This window comes from Streptomyces sp. NPDC033178, from assembly GCF_055577685.1.
Map to the genome: position 1 here is coordinate 263,997 of NZ_JBVIPT010000003.1, position 15,359 is coordinate 279,355.

At 71.6% G+C, this 15,359-nt stretch carries 12 protein-coding genes; 6 read left to right on the plus strand and 6 right to left on the minus strand.

The genetic code is table 11. From position 1 onward, the window contains the following. Nucleotides 1–10: 10 nt before the first annotated feature. Complete coding sequence (locus ACZ5VQ_RS08495; protein ID WP_469104238.1) at nucleotides 11–907, plus strand: adenosine kinase; 897 nt, start codon at nucleotides 11–13, stop codon at nucleotides 905–907. On the opposite strand, the gene mmpA is transcribed toward ACZ5VQ_RS08495, so the two are convergent. From mmpA to ACZ5VQ_RS08510, 3 genes are all read right to left on the minus strand, one after another. Continuing rightward, on the minus strand, nucleotides 888–1,034 hold the full coding sequence (mmpA, locus tag ACZ5VQ_RS08500; RefSeq protein ID WP_469104239.1) for a morphogenic membrane protein MmpA: 147 nt from the start codon (nucleotides 1,032–1,034) through the stop codon (nucleotides 888–890). The genes ACZ5VQ_RS08495 and mmpA overlap by 20 nt on opposite strands. Before the next feature lie 189 nt (nucleotides 1,035–1,223). Further along, the gene (locus ACZ5VQ_RS08505) at nucleotides 1,224–1,916 is read right to left on the minus strand and encodes an endonuclease V (RefSeq protein WP_469104240.1); all 693 of its coding nucleotides are present in this window, start codon (nucleotides 1,914–1,916) and stop codon (nucleotides 1,224–1,226) included. A gap of 79 nt (nucleotides 1,917–1,995) precedes the next feature. Further along, nucleotides 1,996–3,183, minus strand: a complete 1,188-nt coding sequence (locus ACZ5VQ_RS08510) for a WD40/YVTN/BNR-like repeat-containing protein (protein WP_469104241.1) — start codon at nucleotides 3,181–3,183, stop codon at nucleotides 1,996–1,998. A 222-nt stretch (nucleotides 3,184–3,405) separates the two neighbouring features. Between ACZ5VQ_RS08510 and ssgD the strand changes: the two genes are divergently transcribed. Next, nucleotides 3,406–3,822, plus strand: a complete 417-nt coding sequence (gene ssgD / locus ACZ5VQ_RS08515) for a spore wall synthesis regulator SsgD (protein ID WP_055614704.1) — start codon at nucleotides 3,406–3,408, stop codon at nucleotides 3,820–3,822. Nucleotides 3,823–3,837: 15 nt separating this feature from the next. On the opposite strand, the gene ACZ5VQ_RS08520 is transcribed toward ssgD, so the two are convergent. Together ACZ5VQ_RS08520 and ACZ5VQ_RS08525 are read right to left on the minus strand one after the other, a co-directional pair. Further along, complete coding sequence (locus tag ACZ5VQ_RS08520; RefSeq protein ID WP_469104242.1) at nucleotides 3,838–4,311, minus strand: isocitrate lyase/phosphoenolpyruvate mutase family protein; 474 nt, start codon at nucleotides 4,309–4,311, stop codon at nucleotides 3,838–3,840. A 378-nt stretch (nucleotides 4,312–4,689) separates the two neighbouring features. Further along, complete coding sequence (locus tag ACZ5VQ_RS08525; protein ID WP_469104243.1) at nucleotides 4,690–5,358, minus strand: GOLPH3/VPS74 family protein; 669 nt, start codon at nucleotides 5,356–5,358, stop codon at nucleotides 4,690–4,692. Between the two features lie 321 nt (nucleotides 5,359–5,679). Between ACZ5VQ_RS08525 and ACZ5VQ_RS08530 the strand changes: the two genes are divergently transcribed. The 4 genes from ACZ5VQ_RS08530 to ACZ5VQ_RS08545 all read left to right on the plus strand — a co-directional run bounded on the left by ACZ5VQ_RS08530 (nucleotide 5,680) and on the right by ACZ5VQ_RS08545 (nucleotide 11,802). Next, on the plus strand, nucleotides 5,680–7,311 hold the full coding sequence (locus ACZ5VQ_RS08530; protein WP_469104244.1) for an ABC-F family ATP-binding cassette domain-containing protein: 1,632 nt from the start codon (nucleotides 5,680–5,682) through the stop codon (nucleotides 7,309–7,311). 10 nt (nucleotides 7,312–7,321) lie between these two features. Continuing rightward, on the plus strand, nucleotides 7,322–9,664 hold the full coding sequence (locus tag ACZ5VQ_RS08535) for an ATP-binding cassette domain-containing protein (RefSeq protein ID WP_469104245.1): 2,343 nt from the start codon (nucleotides 7,322–7,324) through the stop codon (nucleotides 9,662–9,664). A 165-nt stretch (nucleotides 9,665–9,829) separates the two neighbouring features. Beyond that, a complete protein-coding gene (ddaH, locus tag ACZ5VQ_RS08540; protein WP_362081208.1) occupies nucleotides 9,830–10,606 on the plus strand; it encodes a dimethylargininase in 777 nt (258 codons plus the stop codon). A gap of 215 nt (nucleotides 10,607–10,821) precedes the next feature. After that, nucleotides 10,822–11,802: an acyl-ACP desaturase gene (locus ACZ5VQ_RS08545; RefSeq protein ID WP_362081206.1), complete on the plus strand. Its 981-nt coding sequence runs from the start codon at nucleotides 10,822–10,824 to the stop codon at nucleotides 11,800–11,802. 110 nt (nucleotides 11,803–11,912) lie between these two features. Here the strand turns inward: ACZ5VQ_RS08545 and ACZ5VQ_RS08550 are convergent, their stop codons facing one another. Then, the gene (locus ACZ5VQ_RS08550; RefSeq protein WP_469104246.1) at nucleotides 11,913–15,305 is read right to left on the minus strand and encodes a hypothetical protein; all 3,393 of its coding nucleotides are present in this window, start codon (nucleotides 15,303–15,305) and stop codon (nucleotides 11,913–11,915) included. Nucleotides 15,306–15,359: the final 54 nt, after the last annotated feature.

A 15,359-nucleotide genomic window follows, 5' to 3' on the forward strand; every position in this document is an offset into this window, starting at 1 on the left:
AGGAGTGCACTTGAGCCGCTCGATCGATGTGCTCGTTCTCGGAGGTGCCGGGGTCGACACCATCGTGTACGTGCCCGAGCTGCCGTTGCCCCTCGCCGACAGCCACATGGTGCCCGCGATCGAGATGCGGGCCGGGCAGACCGGGGACTTCGTGGCGCTCGGGGTGCATGCGCTCGGGCTGCGGACGCACCATCTCGACATGGTCGGCGCGGATCACGCGGGGGATCTGGTGCGGGAGCTGCACCGCGACCGGGGTATCGCGCTCACGGAGGTTCCGCAGCCGGCCGGTACCAAGCGGGCGGTGAACCTCGTCGGGCCGGACGGGCGGCGGCTCTCGTTGTACGACAGCACGCGCGCGCGGGAGGAGGACCGGCTGCCCCCGGAGACGGTACGGGCCCTCGCCGCGACGAGCCGGCACGCCCATGTCTCCATCACGCACCCCTGCGCGTACGCCCTCCCGGTGCTGCGCGAGGCGGGGGTGAGCATCTCGACCGACCTGCACGACTGGGACGGTACGCAGGCGTATCACGAGGCGTTCGCGTACGAGGCCGACGTCGTGTTCCTGTCGGCGGCCGAGCTGGCGGACCCGGAGAAGACCATGCGGCGGATCGCCGAGCGGGGCCGGGCCGAGGTGGTCGTCGCCACCGCCGGGGCCGAGGGCGCGTACCAGTTGCTGCGCGGCGAGCTGACCCGTATCCCGGCCGTCACGCCGAGCGCGCCGGTCGTGGACTCGAACGGAGCCGGGGACGCCTTCGCGGCGGGCTATCTGTTCGGCAGGCTGGGCGGCGAACCGCCCGAGCGGTGCGGGCTCTTCGGCGCGATCGCCGGGGCCTACGCGTGCACGGTGCCGTCCACGCGGGCGGACGTCATCGGCCGCGAGGAACTGCTCAGAGCGGCCACCCCATGACCGTGTAGATCATCCCGGCTATCCAGGCGACACCGGCGAGGACGGCGAGGAGCAGTCCGGCCATCACGGCCCGCTCGACGGGCTGGGTGGGGCTGGTGGCGGCCTTCGGGGCACGGTGTGTCGTCATGCGTCACAGCCTGCCGATCATGGCGGGGGCCCGGCATCCGTACAGATACTCAGAACCAGTACTCAGAACGGGTACTCAGAGGCCGGTGCCGAGTACTCGTGCTCAGGGGGCCGTCGCCTCCAACGCCCGTCTCAGGGGGCCGTCGCCTCCAACGCCCGTCTCAGAGGGCCGTCGCCTCCAACGCCCGTCTCAGAGGGCCGTCGCCTTCAACGCCCGTCGGCACAGGGCGTCCGCGTGCCTGGTCGTCTCCGGCTGGCGGAAGCGCGGCGCGAGGTGGAGGGTGTGGGCGCAGGCGGTGTCCAGGGTCACCCGGTGGCCGACGGAGACGAACACGGGCTTGACGCCCGCCTGGGTGCGCAGTGCCCGGCCGACCTCCTCCTCGCCCGCGAGCAGCGGGGAGGCCGATCCACGTAGGGCGCCCGGCTCCTCGTACGTGAAGGTGAACGGGTTCTTGGCGACCCCGATCGTCGGAAGGCCGGTGAGGACGCCCAGGTGGCTGGCCAGGCCGAAGCGGCGGGGGTGGGCGAGGCCGTAGCCGTCGCAGACGACCAGGCCCGGTGCGCAAGGCAGCGCTTCGAGGGCGGCCAGGACGGCCGGGACCTCCCGGAAGGCCAGCAGCCCGGGGACGTACGGGAACGGCACCTGTCCCACGGCCGTGGACTCGGCGACCACGTCGAGCGTCGACGCGTCGAGCACGACGGCCGCGGCCACGACGACATCGCGCTCGTCGTCGTACGCGACGTCGACCCCGGTCACCCGGCCGGTTCCCGGCGGCGGCCCTGGCTCGTCGAGAACCACCCGCCCCCGCAACTCGTCCTGCACGGCCCGGGCCTGGTCCTCGGTGGCGGGCCAGCCCGCGGGGATGCGTACGGTCGTCGTCATGATGTGACGAGCGTACGGCCCCGCGGCCGACGGTCACTTGCCGAACCCGTTCCGGTCCCGTTCTCCCGGGGGATCGCGCTCAGCGCTCCAGGCGGGCCACCCGGCCCTTCTCGCCGGAGGCCCAGCAGGCCCGGTCGGGGGTGCAGTCCACCGTGTCGTACGAGCCGGTGTCCACGGTGCGCCAGGTGCGGCCGCCGTCCGTGGTGAGGTCGGTGCCGGTGGGGCCGACCGCGAGGGCGGAGGTGCGGCTGTGCGGGAGCCAGGTGACGCCCGAGCGGTAGGCGGGCGGCGGTGTGCCGGCCGTGGTCCAGGTGCGGCCGCCGTCGCGGCTGGTCGCGGCCGCCTGCGGGGAGGCCTGGTCGGCGCGGTAGTCGCCGCCGACGGCGATGCCGTGCGTCCGGTCGCGGAAGGTGACGGCAAAGACGCCGCGCGCCGGGTCGCCCGCCGGGATCGGGGTGTCGGTGGCCGTCCAGGTCAGGCCCCGGTCGGAGGAGTGCAGCACGCGCCCGCGCGCCGCCCCGCCGGTGGCCAGCCACACGTCCCGCGGCCCCGAACTGACCAGACACTGCCCGCTGGCCGCGAAGCCCGCCTCGCCCGGCTGGGCGGCGGGCATTCCGGCGCTCGGCAGCACCTTCCAGGAGCGGCCGCCGTCACTCGTCGACAGGATGCGGAACCTGCCGTCCACCGGGTCGCTCATCGCCAGGCCGTGGCGGCTGTCGAAGAAGGTGATGCAGTCGTAGAAGGCCTTGGCGTCGGTGTTGCGGAACGACTCGGTCCAGGTCGCCCCGCCGTCCTCGGTCCGGAAGACCCTGGACGCCTCGCCCTCGCCGATGGCCAGCACCACGGCACGCCTGGTGTCGAAGGCCTCGATGTCGCGGAACTCCAACTCGGCGGCTCCCGGCGGCGATACGTTCCGCCAGTTCCTGCCGCCGTCGGCCGTGCGCAGCACGGTGCCCTTGGACCCGGCCAGCCAGGCGGTGTTCCGGCTGACGGCGGAGAGCCCGCGGAACCGGACGTCCGTGCCGCTGTCCTTCAGCTCCCAGTGCGGAGCCTTCCCGCCACCGGACCCGCCGGCCGAACCGAGGCCCGCCTCCTGGCCCGTTGCCTGACCCGATCCCTGGCCCGGTCCGTGTGCCTGCGCGGGTGCCGCGAGCGTGGCCGCGAGTGCGAATCCGCACACCCCCGCCTTCACCAGTCGCCTCGTGGATCCCGTACGCCCTGTGGATCCCGTATGTCTTGTGCGTCGCGTCTTCCCCAAGCCCCTCATGGCGGGCGAAGCTAGCCCACTCCCCCAGTGGCGTCCAGATGCCCCGGAAGGCATCGGCGGCCACTTCAGGAATCTTTGATCACTTCCGTGATTGAAGGCGGTGACGGAGGTCACTCGAATTTCATGCGTTTTAGTGCGCACGGATTGGCCGGTTCGAGCGTCTCTACAAGTGCCCGGCTCATCCGTCCACCGTTCGTCCAGCCGTCACAAGGGAGCAAGGCGTTGTCCACCGTCATCGAGCAGCCCGTAGAGGCCCGTCTCGTCGCCGCGGCTCCGCGGATGCCGAGCATTCCCGCAACACTCCGATACGACCCGCACGACCCCTTCGCCGTCCGCATGTCCTTCCCGGCCCCGGCCACGCTCGAAGGCGTGGACGTGATCTGGACCTTCGCCCGCGAGCTCCTCGCCTCGGGCCTGGAGGAGCCGGTGGGACGCGGGGACGTCCGCGTGCGGCCGTACGGGTACGACCGTATCGTCCTGGAGTTCCACGCTCCCGAGGGCACCGCCGTGGTCCACGTCCGCACGGGCGAGCTGCGGCGCTTCCTGGAGAGTACGACCCAGGTCGTGCCCTTCGGTCTGGAGCATCTGCACCAGGACCTGGACCAGCAGCTCGCCGAGTTGCTGCGGGACGCCTGCTGACCCCTTCCGGAGAGGTCAGCGCCCCTTCCCCAGCAGGGTGTTGAGCTCGCCGTGGTCGAGTCCGCCGGCCAGCGACTCGTACGTTCCCGTGCCCAGCAGCTCCCGCGCGGCACGGCGGACAAGTGCGTGTGCGGCCTGCGCGATGCCCGAGCCGACGCTGATCCGGGCGACGCCGAGTGAGGACAGCTCGGCGACGGACGGGGCGCCGGGGCCGGCAAGCACGTTGAGCGGGCCGTCCACGCCCTCGGCCAGGGCCTTGACGGTGACCGGGTCGCCGGGACCGGGCACGAGGACTCCGTCGGCCCCGGCGGCGAGGAAGGCGGCGGCGCGCTCCAGGGTGGCGGCCAGGTCTCCGGCTCCCCGCAGATACGTGTCGATGCGGACGTTGACGAACAGCGCTACCCCGGCCGAGTCGGCGGCCTCCCGGGCGGCCGCGATCCGCTCGGCCTGCTCGGCGACCGACCGCAGGGCCTCACCGCCCCTGAGCACCTGGGCACCTGGGCACCTGGGCCGGCCCGTACAGGGCGTCCTCGATGTTCACGCCCACCGCGCCGGCCGCCAGTACCGCGCGGACCGTGTCGGACGACGGGCCGGCCGGGGATGTGCAGCTCGCGGAAGGTCAGGGCCTGTGCACGGAGACCGGTCATACGGACGAGCCAATCACCGGGGCGGGCGGCTTGGCTGGCAGGAATCCGACACGTACGTGGGCGCCCCGGCGGACCTCACGGCCACGACCGGCGCTCCCGCCACGCCACTCATCCGGGCGGGGTCGCCTCCCGGCACAAGCCGCTCCTGCCACCCCGGCCCCCGACAACCCCGGCCTCTTCTTCCCCTCAGCTCCCGGGCAACACCGGCCTCTCCTACCCGTCAGCTCCCGGGCACCCCTGTAGTCGTCATCACCAGGGTCACCGCCGAACGCACCTCCTGGACCGCCTTCTTCAGGGCGGGAGTTGTTGCCCCGCTGCGCTCGGCCAAGTCCTCGATCCGCTGCTTGTACTGCTGCTGCTCCTTGCCCGACAGCAGGGTGCGCAGCTCGGCGCCGGCGGCGAGGGCGACGAGGGCCGCGTCCTGCTCGGGCACCTCCCCGACGCGCGCCGGCCCCTCCAGTACCTCCCGGGCCGCCTGGCGCAGCGCGTCCACGGCGGCGACGCGGTCGATCTCGTACTCCACCGACGGGAACACCCCGAGCACCCGTGTCTTCTCCGCGCGCAGGTATCCGTCGGCGGCCAGCTGCGCCCGTACGGCGTCCAGGGTGACGCGGGCCCGAAGGCCGACCCAGGTCTTCCACCTGTGCGGGCGGGACTCCTCGACGAGTTCCAGAAGCCCGTCGAGGACGGGGTCCCCGGTCTGGGCGTCGGGGTCCGTGGGCGTGGCGATGCCGTCCACGTCGGCGAGCAGTCCACGCTGTGCCAGCTCGGTGAGGGCGCCGGCCCGGACGATATGGGGGAGGTGGGCGGCGTCGGTGACCTTCAGCTTCGTGGTGTCCCAGGCCAGCAGGTAGAGCCGGGCGGGCAACGAGAGGGAACCGTCGGGCACGGGGTCTCCTTGGTGCGGTCGAGGTGGGGGCTCACGTTAATTCGTTGACAGCCGTGAGAGCCCTTCGTACGGTGTATGACGGTTCTGTTGTCGCCGATTGGAGAAGGACGTTGCTCGTCTGAGGTCCTGAGACACCTCGTCACACACGTATCCGTGTGTGCGCAGCGTGCGACCTCGGCATTCGAGCCGTCCTCCGGAACAGGGCCTTCCCCTTTCCTCCCAGGATGCCTTGAGGACCTCTTCCCGTCCTCCCGGCCGTCGTCGCCGCCCCGGTGTCTCGATACGCGTTGCCCTGACCGCATCAAGTACCGCGAGGCGCGTATGTCAACCTTCCCCACCTCCATCACCTGTACCTCCCTCTCCTTCGCCTGGCCGGACGGCACCTCCGTCTTCGATGATCTGCAGGTGGCCTTCGGACCCGGCAGGACCGGGCTAGTCGGCGTCAACGGATCAGGAAAATCAACCCTGTTGAAGCTGATCGCCGGGCAACTGGCCCCGGCCGACGGCACCGTGCGTGTCGCGGGCGAGGTCGGCTACCTGCCGCAGAACGTCACCCTGGACACCGGTCTGCGAGTCGACGAGGCGCTGGACATCGCCGCCAAGCGGGCCGCGCTGCACGCCATCGAGGCGGGCGACGTGTCCGAGGCGCACTTCGACGTCGTGGGCGACGACTGGGACGTGGAGGAGCGAGCCGTCGCGACCCTCGGCGAACTCGGCCTCGGCCACATCGAGTTGGACCGCACCATCGGCGAGGTCTCGGGCGGCGAGTCGGTCCTGCTGCGGCTGGCCGCACTGCTGCTGCGCCGGCCCGACGTCCTCCTGCTCGACGAGCCCACCAACAACCTCGACCTGTACGCCCGGCGGCGGCTGTACGCGGCCGTCGAGGCCTGGTCCGGAGTCATGATCGTGGTCAGCCACGACCGTGAACTCCTGGAGCTGGTCGACCAGATCGCCGATCTGCGTTCCGGCGAGGTGACGTGGTACGGCGGCAACTACTCGATGTACGAGGAGGCACTCGCCACCGAGCAGGATGCGGCCGAGCGCATGGTGCGCGTCGCCGAGTCCGATCTGAAGAAGCAGAAGCGTGAACTGGCCGAGGCGCAGGTCAAGTTGGCCCGGCGCAAGAAGTACGGCCAGAAGATGTTCGAGCAGAAACGCGAGCCGAAGATCGTCATGGGTGCCCGCAAACGCGCCGCCCAGGAGTCCGCGGGCAAGCACCGCATCATGCACGAGGAGAAACTGGCCGAGGCCAAGGAGCGGCTCGACGAGGCGGTGGACGCCGTGCGGGACGACGACGAGATCCGCGTCGACCTGCCGTACACGGCCGTGCCGCCGGGCCGTACCGTACTCACGCTCCTGGACCTGGAGTTGGCGTACGGCGCGAGCGTGGGCAGCTTCGATCTGCGCGGGCCCGAGCGGGTCGCGCTGATCGGGCGCAACGGGTCGGGCAAGACGACCCTGCTGCGCACGATCGCTGGGGAGCTGGAACCGGTCTCCGGAGAGGCACGGGCGCATGTGCCCCTGCGTTTCCTGCCGCAGCGGCTCGATGTGCTCGACGACGAGCTGACGGTCGCCGAGAACGTGGCCCGCTTCTCGCCCGGTGCCACCAACAACCGGGTACGGGCGCGCCTGGCCCGCTTCCTCTTCCGGGGCGCGCGGGCCGACCAGCGGGCGGCGACGCTCTCCGGCGGCGAACGCTTCCGGGCGGCGCTGGCCGCGCTGATGCTCGCCGAGCCCGCGCCGCAGGTCCTGATGCTGGACGAGCCGACCAACAACCTCGACATGGCGAGCGTGCGGCAGCTCACCACGGCCCTGGAGTCGTACGAGGGAGCGCTGATCGTGGCCAGTCACGACGTGCCGTTCCTGGAGTCGATCGGGATCACCCGCTGGCTGCTGATGGAAGGAGGAGAACTCAGGGAAATCACGCCAGAAGCTGTCGGGTATCCCGGCTAGCTTCGGCGGTATGAGCCAGTTGACCACCGGTACACATCAGCCCGTCACCGGCCCTGACCAGCCCGTTTCCGGTACGCACTCGTTCATCGGGGTGGTCGGGGCCCGTGAGAACAACCTCCAGGACGTGACCCTGCGCATCCCGAAGGGCCGGCTCACGGTCTTCACCGGGGTGTCGGGGTCGGGGAAGTCGTCGGTCGTCTTCGACACGATCGCGGTCGAGTCGCAGCGCCAGCTGAACGAGACCTTCACCTGGTTCGTCCGCAACCGGCTGCCGAAGTACGAGCGGCCGCACGCGGAGGCCATCGAGGATCTCTCGCCCGCGATCGTCGTCGACCAGAAGCCGGTCGGCGGCCACTCCCGGTCGACGGTGGGCACGATGACGGACGTGTACTCGGTGATCCGGGTGCTGTTCTCGCGGCACGGCAGTCCGAGCGCGGGCCCGGCCACCGCGTACTCGTTCAACGATCCGTCGGGCATGTGCCCCGAGTGCGACGGCCTCGGGCGTACGGTCCGGCCCGACTGGGACCGCATCCTGGACCCGGACCTGTCCCTGGCGGACGGCGCGATCCTCTTCCCGCCGTTCGCCGCCGGGACCTGGCAGGGGCAGGGATACACGAACACCACCGAACTGGACCCGCACAAGCCCGTACGCGAATTCACCACGGCCGAGCGGGAGTTCCTGCTGCGCGGGCGCCCCGGCAGCAAGGTCACCATCAGCGGCTCGGGCGGCACCTGGAGCACCGACTACGAAGGGCTCGCCGATCGCTTCGAGCGGCTGTATCTCAAGCGGGACCTGTCCGCGCTCAGCCAGAAGACGCGTGACCAGGTGCAGGGCTATATGACGGAGGGGCGCTGCCCGGGGTGCCGGGGCGCTCGGCTGAACGAGGCGGCGCTCGCCACCCGGATCGGCACCGGGTCCGCCGGGCGGCCCGGCCTGTCCATCGCCGACTGCACCGGGATGCAGATCAGCGACCTGATCCCCGTACTGAAGGACATCGACGACCCGGTCGCCACACCGGTCGCGGCCGCCGCCGTGGCCTCGCTGGAGCGGATCGAGGCGATCGGGCTCGGCTATCTCAGCCTGGACCGGGAGACCCAGACGCTGTCCGGCGGAGAGGGGCAGCGGCTGAAGATGGTCCGGCATCTCGGGTCGAGCCTGACCGGGATGACGTACATCTTCGACGAGCCGAGCGTCGGGCTGCACCCGCGTGACGTGGGACGGCTCGGGGACCTGCTGCTGCTGCTGCGGGACAAGGGGAACACCGTGCTGGTCGTCGAGCACGACCCGGACGTCATCGCCCTCGCCGACCACATCGTCGACATGGGGCCGCGGGCGGGGGCGGACGGCGGCCGGGTCGTCTTCGAGGGAACGCCCGGCGAGCTGGCCTCGGCCGACACCCCGACGGGCCGTTGTCTGCGCCGCCGCACCGAGGTGAAACGACGGACACGGACGGCCACCGGCGGACTCTGGGTGAAGGGCGCCGTCCTGCACAACCTGCGGGACGTCACGGTCGAGTTCCCCACGGGGGTGCTGACCGCCGTGACCGGTGTCGCCGGTTCGGGGAAGAGCACGCTCGTCTCGAAGGAGTTCACGGCCGCGCACCCGGACGCCGTGGTCGTCGACCAGTCGTCCATCGGCATCTCGGCGCGGTCCACTCCGGCGACGTACCTCGGCGTCATGGACACCGTACGGAAGATCTTCGCGCGGGAGACGGGCGTGGAGCCGGGCTTGTTCAGCTTCAACTCCGAGGGGGCGTGCGGGACTTGTCAGGGGCGCGGGGTCAGCTGCACCGACCTCGCGTTCATGGACCCGGTGACCACGACCTGCCCCGACTGCGAGGGACGGCGCTTCAAGGACGAGGTGCTGCGGCTGACCGTGGGCGGCAACTCCATCGTCGACGTACTGGAGATGACGGCCGATCAGGCCCTGGGCTTCTTCGAGGACCCGGCCGTACGCCGCCGTCTGCGGGCTCTACGGGACGTGGGGCTCACGTATCTGACACTCGGTCAGCCCCTGTCCACGCTCTCCGGCGGGGAACGCCAGCGCATCAAACTCGCGACCCGGCTCCACAGGACCGGAGCGGTGTACGTGCTCGACGAGCCGACCACCGGCCTGCACATGTCGGACGTCGACGGCCTGCTCGCGCTCCTGGACCGGCTGGTCGACGCGGGCAACACCGTCCTGGTCGTCGAGCACAACCTCGATGTCGTCGCCCACGCCGACTGGGTGATCGACCTGGGGCCCGACGGCGGCAAGGAGGGTGGTCGGGTCGTCTTCGAGGGGACGCCCGGGCAGCTCCTGGACGCGGAGGGGTCGTTCACGGCGGAGCACCTGCGGCGGTTCGTGGGGTAGGGGTCCGCCGGGGGCCACGGGGGGCACAGGTCGCGGGAGGGAGTGCGGATACGGACACACCCGCCACAATCCCCTCTCCAGCCCCGCACCCCGGGGGGCTGTTGTGACTCCGGCATGGGCTGCATGATGTGCGGGGACACACCCGGCCGAGACGGAGAAACGCACGTGCCCAGCCAGAAAGCCCTCATCCGCCGCCCGAGCCCCCGCCTGGCCGAGGGTCTGGTCACGCACATCGAGCGCACGAAGGTCGACGTCGAGCTGGCGGTCGAGCAGTGGGAGGCGTACGCGGAGGCGCTGCGTACGCACGGCTGGGAGACCGTCGACGTGGAGCCCGCCGACGACTGCCCGGACTCCGTGTTCGTGGAGGACGCGGTGGTCGTCTACCGCAACGTGGCGCTGATCGGCCGCTCCGGCGCGGAGTCCCGGCGCGGCGAGACCGCCGGGGTCGAGGAGACCGTGGCACGGCTCGGCTGCTCGGTGAACTGGGTGTGGGAGCCGGGCACGCTCGACGGCGGCGACGTCCTGAAGGTCGGTGACACGATCTACGTCGGCCGGGGCGGGCGGACCAACGGGGCCGGCATCCAGCAGCTGCGGGCCGCCTTCGAACCGCTCGGCGCCCGCGTCGTCGCCGTACCGGTGAGCAAGGTGCTGCACCTGAAATCGGCGGTCACCGCACTCCCGGACGGCACGGTCGTCGGGCACGAACCACTGGTGGACACCCCGTCGATCTTCCCGCGCTTCCTCGGGGTGCCGGAGGAGTCCGGCGCCCACGTGGTGCTCCTCGGCGGCGGCAAGCTGCTGATGGCGGCCAGCGCGCCCAAGACCGCCGAGTTGTACGCCGACCTCGGCCACGAGCCCGTCCTCGTCGACATCAGCGAGTTCGAGAAGCTCGAAGGCTGTGTGACGTGTCTCTCGGTCCGGCTCAGGGGGCTGTACGCCTGAACGGCCGTCGGGGACACCCGTTCGCCCCCGGGACCTGCGGTGTCCGCCAGGTGGGCGACTCAAGGAAGCGGCCCTTGGCGATCTCCGGAGAGATCGTCGCTGATCAGGGCTCTTTACGTCGCGCTTAACCTACGGCATCGTAACCTACGGATACGTAGCCTACGATGCCGTAGGTTGTGTGAACGCTCAGCATTTACGTCCCCCCTGGAGCCCCCGTGACGATCACTTCTCCCCATCTCGGCAGCCCGTCCTCCGACTGGACCGACGCACGGCTGCTGTACGCGCTGGAAGAAGTGGTGGAGACCGAACTCAACCGTCATCTGAAGGTCGCCAAGGACTGGATGCCGCACGAGTACGTGCCCTGGTCCGACGCCCGCAACTTCCCCGGCATCTTCGAGGACGGCGAGGCCTGGGACAAGGAACAGTCCAAGGTCACCGAGCTCGGCCGTATCGCGCTGGTCGTGAACCTCCTCACCGAGGACAACCTGCCCAGCTACCACCACGAAATCGCTTCCCTCTTCGGCCGCGACGGCGCCTGGGGCACCTGGGTGCACCGCTGGACCGCCGAGGAGGGCCGCCACGGCATCGTGATGCGCGACTACCTGCTCGCGTCGCGCGCCGTGGACCCGGACAAGCTCGAAGCCTTCCGTATGCAGCACATGAGCGAGGGCTTCGAGTCGGACAACCGCCACTCGATGCTGCACTCCGTCGCGTACGTCGCCTTCCAGGAGCTCGCGACCCGCGTATCGCACCGCAACACCGGCCACCAGTCGGGCGACCCCGTCTGTGACCGCATGCTGGCGCGCATCGCGACCGACGAGAACCTGCACATGGTCTTCTACCGCAACCTCCTCAAGGCCGCGTTCGACCTCGCCCCCGACCTGACCATGCAGGCCGTGCGGGACGTCATCGTGCAGTTCCGGATGCCCGGACACGGCATGCCCGGCTTCGAGCGGGCCGCCGCGCAGATGGCGATCGGCGAGGTCTACAACATGCGGATCCACCACGACGACGTGCTGATGCCGGTGCTGCGTCACCTCAGGGTCCTGCAGATCGACGGCCTGGGCCCCGAGGGCCTCAAGGCCCAGGAAGAGCTCGGCCTGTACATGGGCGGGCTCGACGCCGAGGCCGCCAAGTTCGACGAGAAGCTCGCGGCTCGCAAGGCGCGGATGGCGGCGCGCGCCGCGGCCGTCTGACCGATTGGCTCAGGCGAGTCGTTCAGCTGCGGCTCGTCGAGGGCTGAGCGCGCCCACGCGGCGGAGCCGCATATCGATACAGCCCCGCGCCCCTTACGAGGCGCCCCGACTCACTCGTACGCCGTCATCTGCGCCAGTGCCGCGTCCCGGACATCGGGGTGTGGGTGGCGGCGCAGGGTCCGTAGCCGGGCCCGCCACTGAGGCGCCCAGCCCGTGCGGGTGCCGAGTGTGGCGGTGATGGCTGTGGCCAGCAGTCCCTCGCTGTGGCCGCCGTGGACAGTCAGCCGTTGGGCGGCGCCGAGCAGGATCTCGGCGTCGCCCTCCTGCGTACGGCGGAGCCTCGCGGCGAGTTCCGTGGCGGTGCGGGCGGCGAGCACCGGCCGCCCTTCCGTCAGCGCGGCCAGCCGGTCCAGGGACTCGTCGACCCGCTCCGCCGCCGCGTCCAGGTCGAGATGGAACGCCGCGATGGTGGCGGCCTGCGGTACGAATCCGTCGTAGCGCGCGAGCAGCTCGCCTGCCCCGAGGGCCGCTTCCCTGATGGGAACGGCGGCCGTCCTGGCCTGCTGGGCGAGCCGGGCGACGAGATGGTCGACCCGTTGGCGGGCGGGGCGGTCGCGACGGGGTTCGGCGTCGGCGGCGAAAGCGTTGGCGCCGGCCTCGGTTTCGGACTCGGGCTCGGACTCCCCCTCCGCCTCGGCCAGTACGCGCAGAGCTTCCCGCAGGCCGCCCGCTCCCCCGGCCGACCCCGCCGCCGTGACCACCAGGCCCTGCGCCGCCGCCCGCCAGCTCGTGCGGTTCGACAGGTCCGCCGTGGCGGAGGCCAGGACGGTGGGGGCGTCCGGGGACCAGGGCGCCCAGTGGGACAGGGCGCCGAAGGCGAGGGTCGCCGTTGCCGGGTCGTCGGTCGCGCACACGTCGCGGACGAGACGGGCGTACCGCGCGCGGTGCCGTTCCGGCAGGTCGAGAGGCGAGACGCGCAGAACGGCCGCGCGGAGCACCGGTTCGGCGCCCGACGCGTCGTGCAGGAGTGTCCAGACGTTCTCCTCGGTGAGCAGCGCGCCCGCGAAGGCGACACACGCGGCCCGGACGTCGAGGTGGGCGCCGGGACGCTCGTACGCCTCGGTGAGGAGCCCCGCGGCCACCGGTATCGGGAGCCGGGCGGCGGCGAGACGGGCTGCCTCCTTGCGGCTGGTCACCTTGATGCCCGGGCCGAGCAGCACCTCGCGCAGCTGTCCCACGAGCCGCGACGGCACCACGTGCCGGGATGCCCGGGTGGCCGCGTACACGGCGACGCGGGCACGGTCGTCCCCGGCGTGCGCGAGGAGTTCGGGCAGTACGTCGCCAGGCCGGTCGGTGTGGGCGAGCGCGCCGAGCGCGGCCTCCGCGAGCACGACGTCCGACGAGCCCGTCCAGTCGCGTACGAGTGCGACGCCCGCGCCCGGTATCCGCGCGCCCTGCGCGACGGCGGCCACCCGCGCGTACGACGGCAGCCCGGCGTCGGCGGCCTGCTCGGCCAACTGCCGGGCCACGGCCTCCTGTTGGCGTGGCAGCCAGCGTCGTATGTACTGGTCCACGGGTACGGTCCACGGGCTGCCCTTGGTGAGGAAACGCCCGTACGGCGGAGTGTCCGCGAGGAGCACGTCGAGGAGGTCGGTACGGCGCCGGGTGATCACGTCCAGGACCGGCCACAGTGTTCCCGCCGAGGGTTCGAGCGAGAGGACGCGCGCGGCCCGTTCGTCGCGGGTGGCGGGCGGCTCCAGCCACAGCTCGACAGCGTCGCGTGCGGTGTCATCGTTCCCGAACCGGACGGCCTGCCACAGGAGTTCCTGCAGTTCGGACATGCCCGCGGCACGGCGTCCCACGGCCCTGGCGAGAGCGAAGGCGAGGCTGTAGTCGGCCTTCTCCGCGCCCGCCTCGATCCACGGCCGCAGCGCGTCGTACACCTGGTGTTCCTGGCCGCGCCGCAGCTTCGCGTCGAGTCGGCCCAGGTCGGCACGTCCGGTGTTGCCGGAGATCCGGACGAGTGTGCGCAGCGCCCAGTTCACCAACTCCCGCGACCCGCCCGCCGCGTGCTCCCGCAGCACGGACAGGGCGAGCTCGCTGAGGTTGCCCCGGGTCTGGTGCGAGGAGTCCCGGGCCTCGACGGCGTCGGCGGCGATCCGGTCGAGGTGCGGCTCGGCGTCCTCGGTGAACAGGGCGGGCGGGGTGCGGGACACCGCGTACAGAGCGGGCAGCCGCACCGGTTCCTGCTCGTTGCGCAGCCTGGCCGACTCCTCCAGTACGGAGGTGACGGCGGCGGGATCGCCGGAGCGGGCGGCGTTGCGGATCAGCAACGGCCAGGCCAGCGCCCGGTCTTCGGCGGCGGGGCGGCGCGTCGCCTCGATGAGCCGCTCCCGTACCTCGGCGACGGGCAAGAAGGATTCGGCGAGCAGCACGGTGTCCCACGCCTCCCCGCGCTCGCGTGCCGCGGCAGCCATCCGCCGGGCCTCCTCGGCGACGCAACTGCGGGGCAACGCCTCAAGGATGACCGCGTCCACGGTGGCACCGCCTGCGCCCCGGTCCACGGTCGACGCCGTGTAGAAGGCGTGACGGCGAGCGGGCGGCAGCGCCTGGAGGAGTGGTGCGAGGCCGCCCGACGCGGCCAGCATCCGCCCGTAGACGGCGAGTTCCTCCGCTTCGGATCGCGCCAGTCTGCGTTGCAGCGAACGACTGCGTGTGCCGATGTAGGAGGGGAAGCGGCCCGAGATCAGCAGCCGGAGCACGCGTTCCGGCGCTACGGCGGCGAACGCGCCTGCCTGGTCGAGGAGTTGAGCCGGGATCCTGGAGGGCCCGAGACGCTCGACCAGGTCCAGCACGCGCAGTGGCTCGACGGCCACAGTGATGACGACGACCTCCGCGTACCGCTGCCACCAGGCGTCGCGCAGGGACTCCGGCAGGGCTGCCAACTCCCGTTCCGCCACGTCCAGTAAGGCATTGGGGTGCCGTCGGCCGAGGGCCTTCGAGCCCCGTACCGCGTGCAGCAATGCGGGCAGCAGCCGGGCGACCGTCTCCGGAGAGCACCCGGGCAGCAGCCGTGCCGCCTCCTCGTCGCCCCATTCCGCCCGCAGCCCGTCGACGAGCCGGTCGGCCAGCGCGGTGCGCCGGCCCGCGACGACAGCACGCAGCAGCTGACGACGTATCGTCTCGGGCGCGTCGGTGAGCGCCGACTCGTAGGCGGAGTCCGGCACTTGGAGACTGTCGGCGACGCGCAACGCGTGTCCGCGCACGAAGGAGTCCGGATCGGCGATACGCGCCGCGATCCACTCGGTGTCCCCGGCGACGGCCGCCGCGACGACAGCGAGCCCTCGCTCGTAGGCGCCGCGCGATTCGAGCTCGTCCAGCAGCGGACGCGTTTCCTCCAATTCCCGTGTGCGAGCGGCGAGTTCACGCATGCGCAAGGGGTACGGGAGTGGATCGAGGGCGTTCAGCAGGCTCTCGGCCTGGTGCCGCGGGGTGTGGACCATGGGGTGGATTGTGCCTGCCGGGGACCGTGGTGCGCGCCGAATTGCCGATGAGGC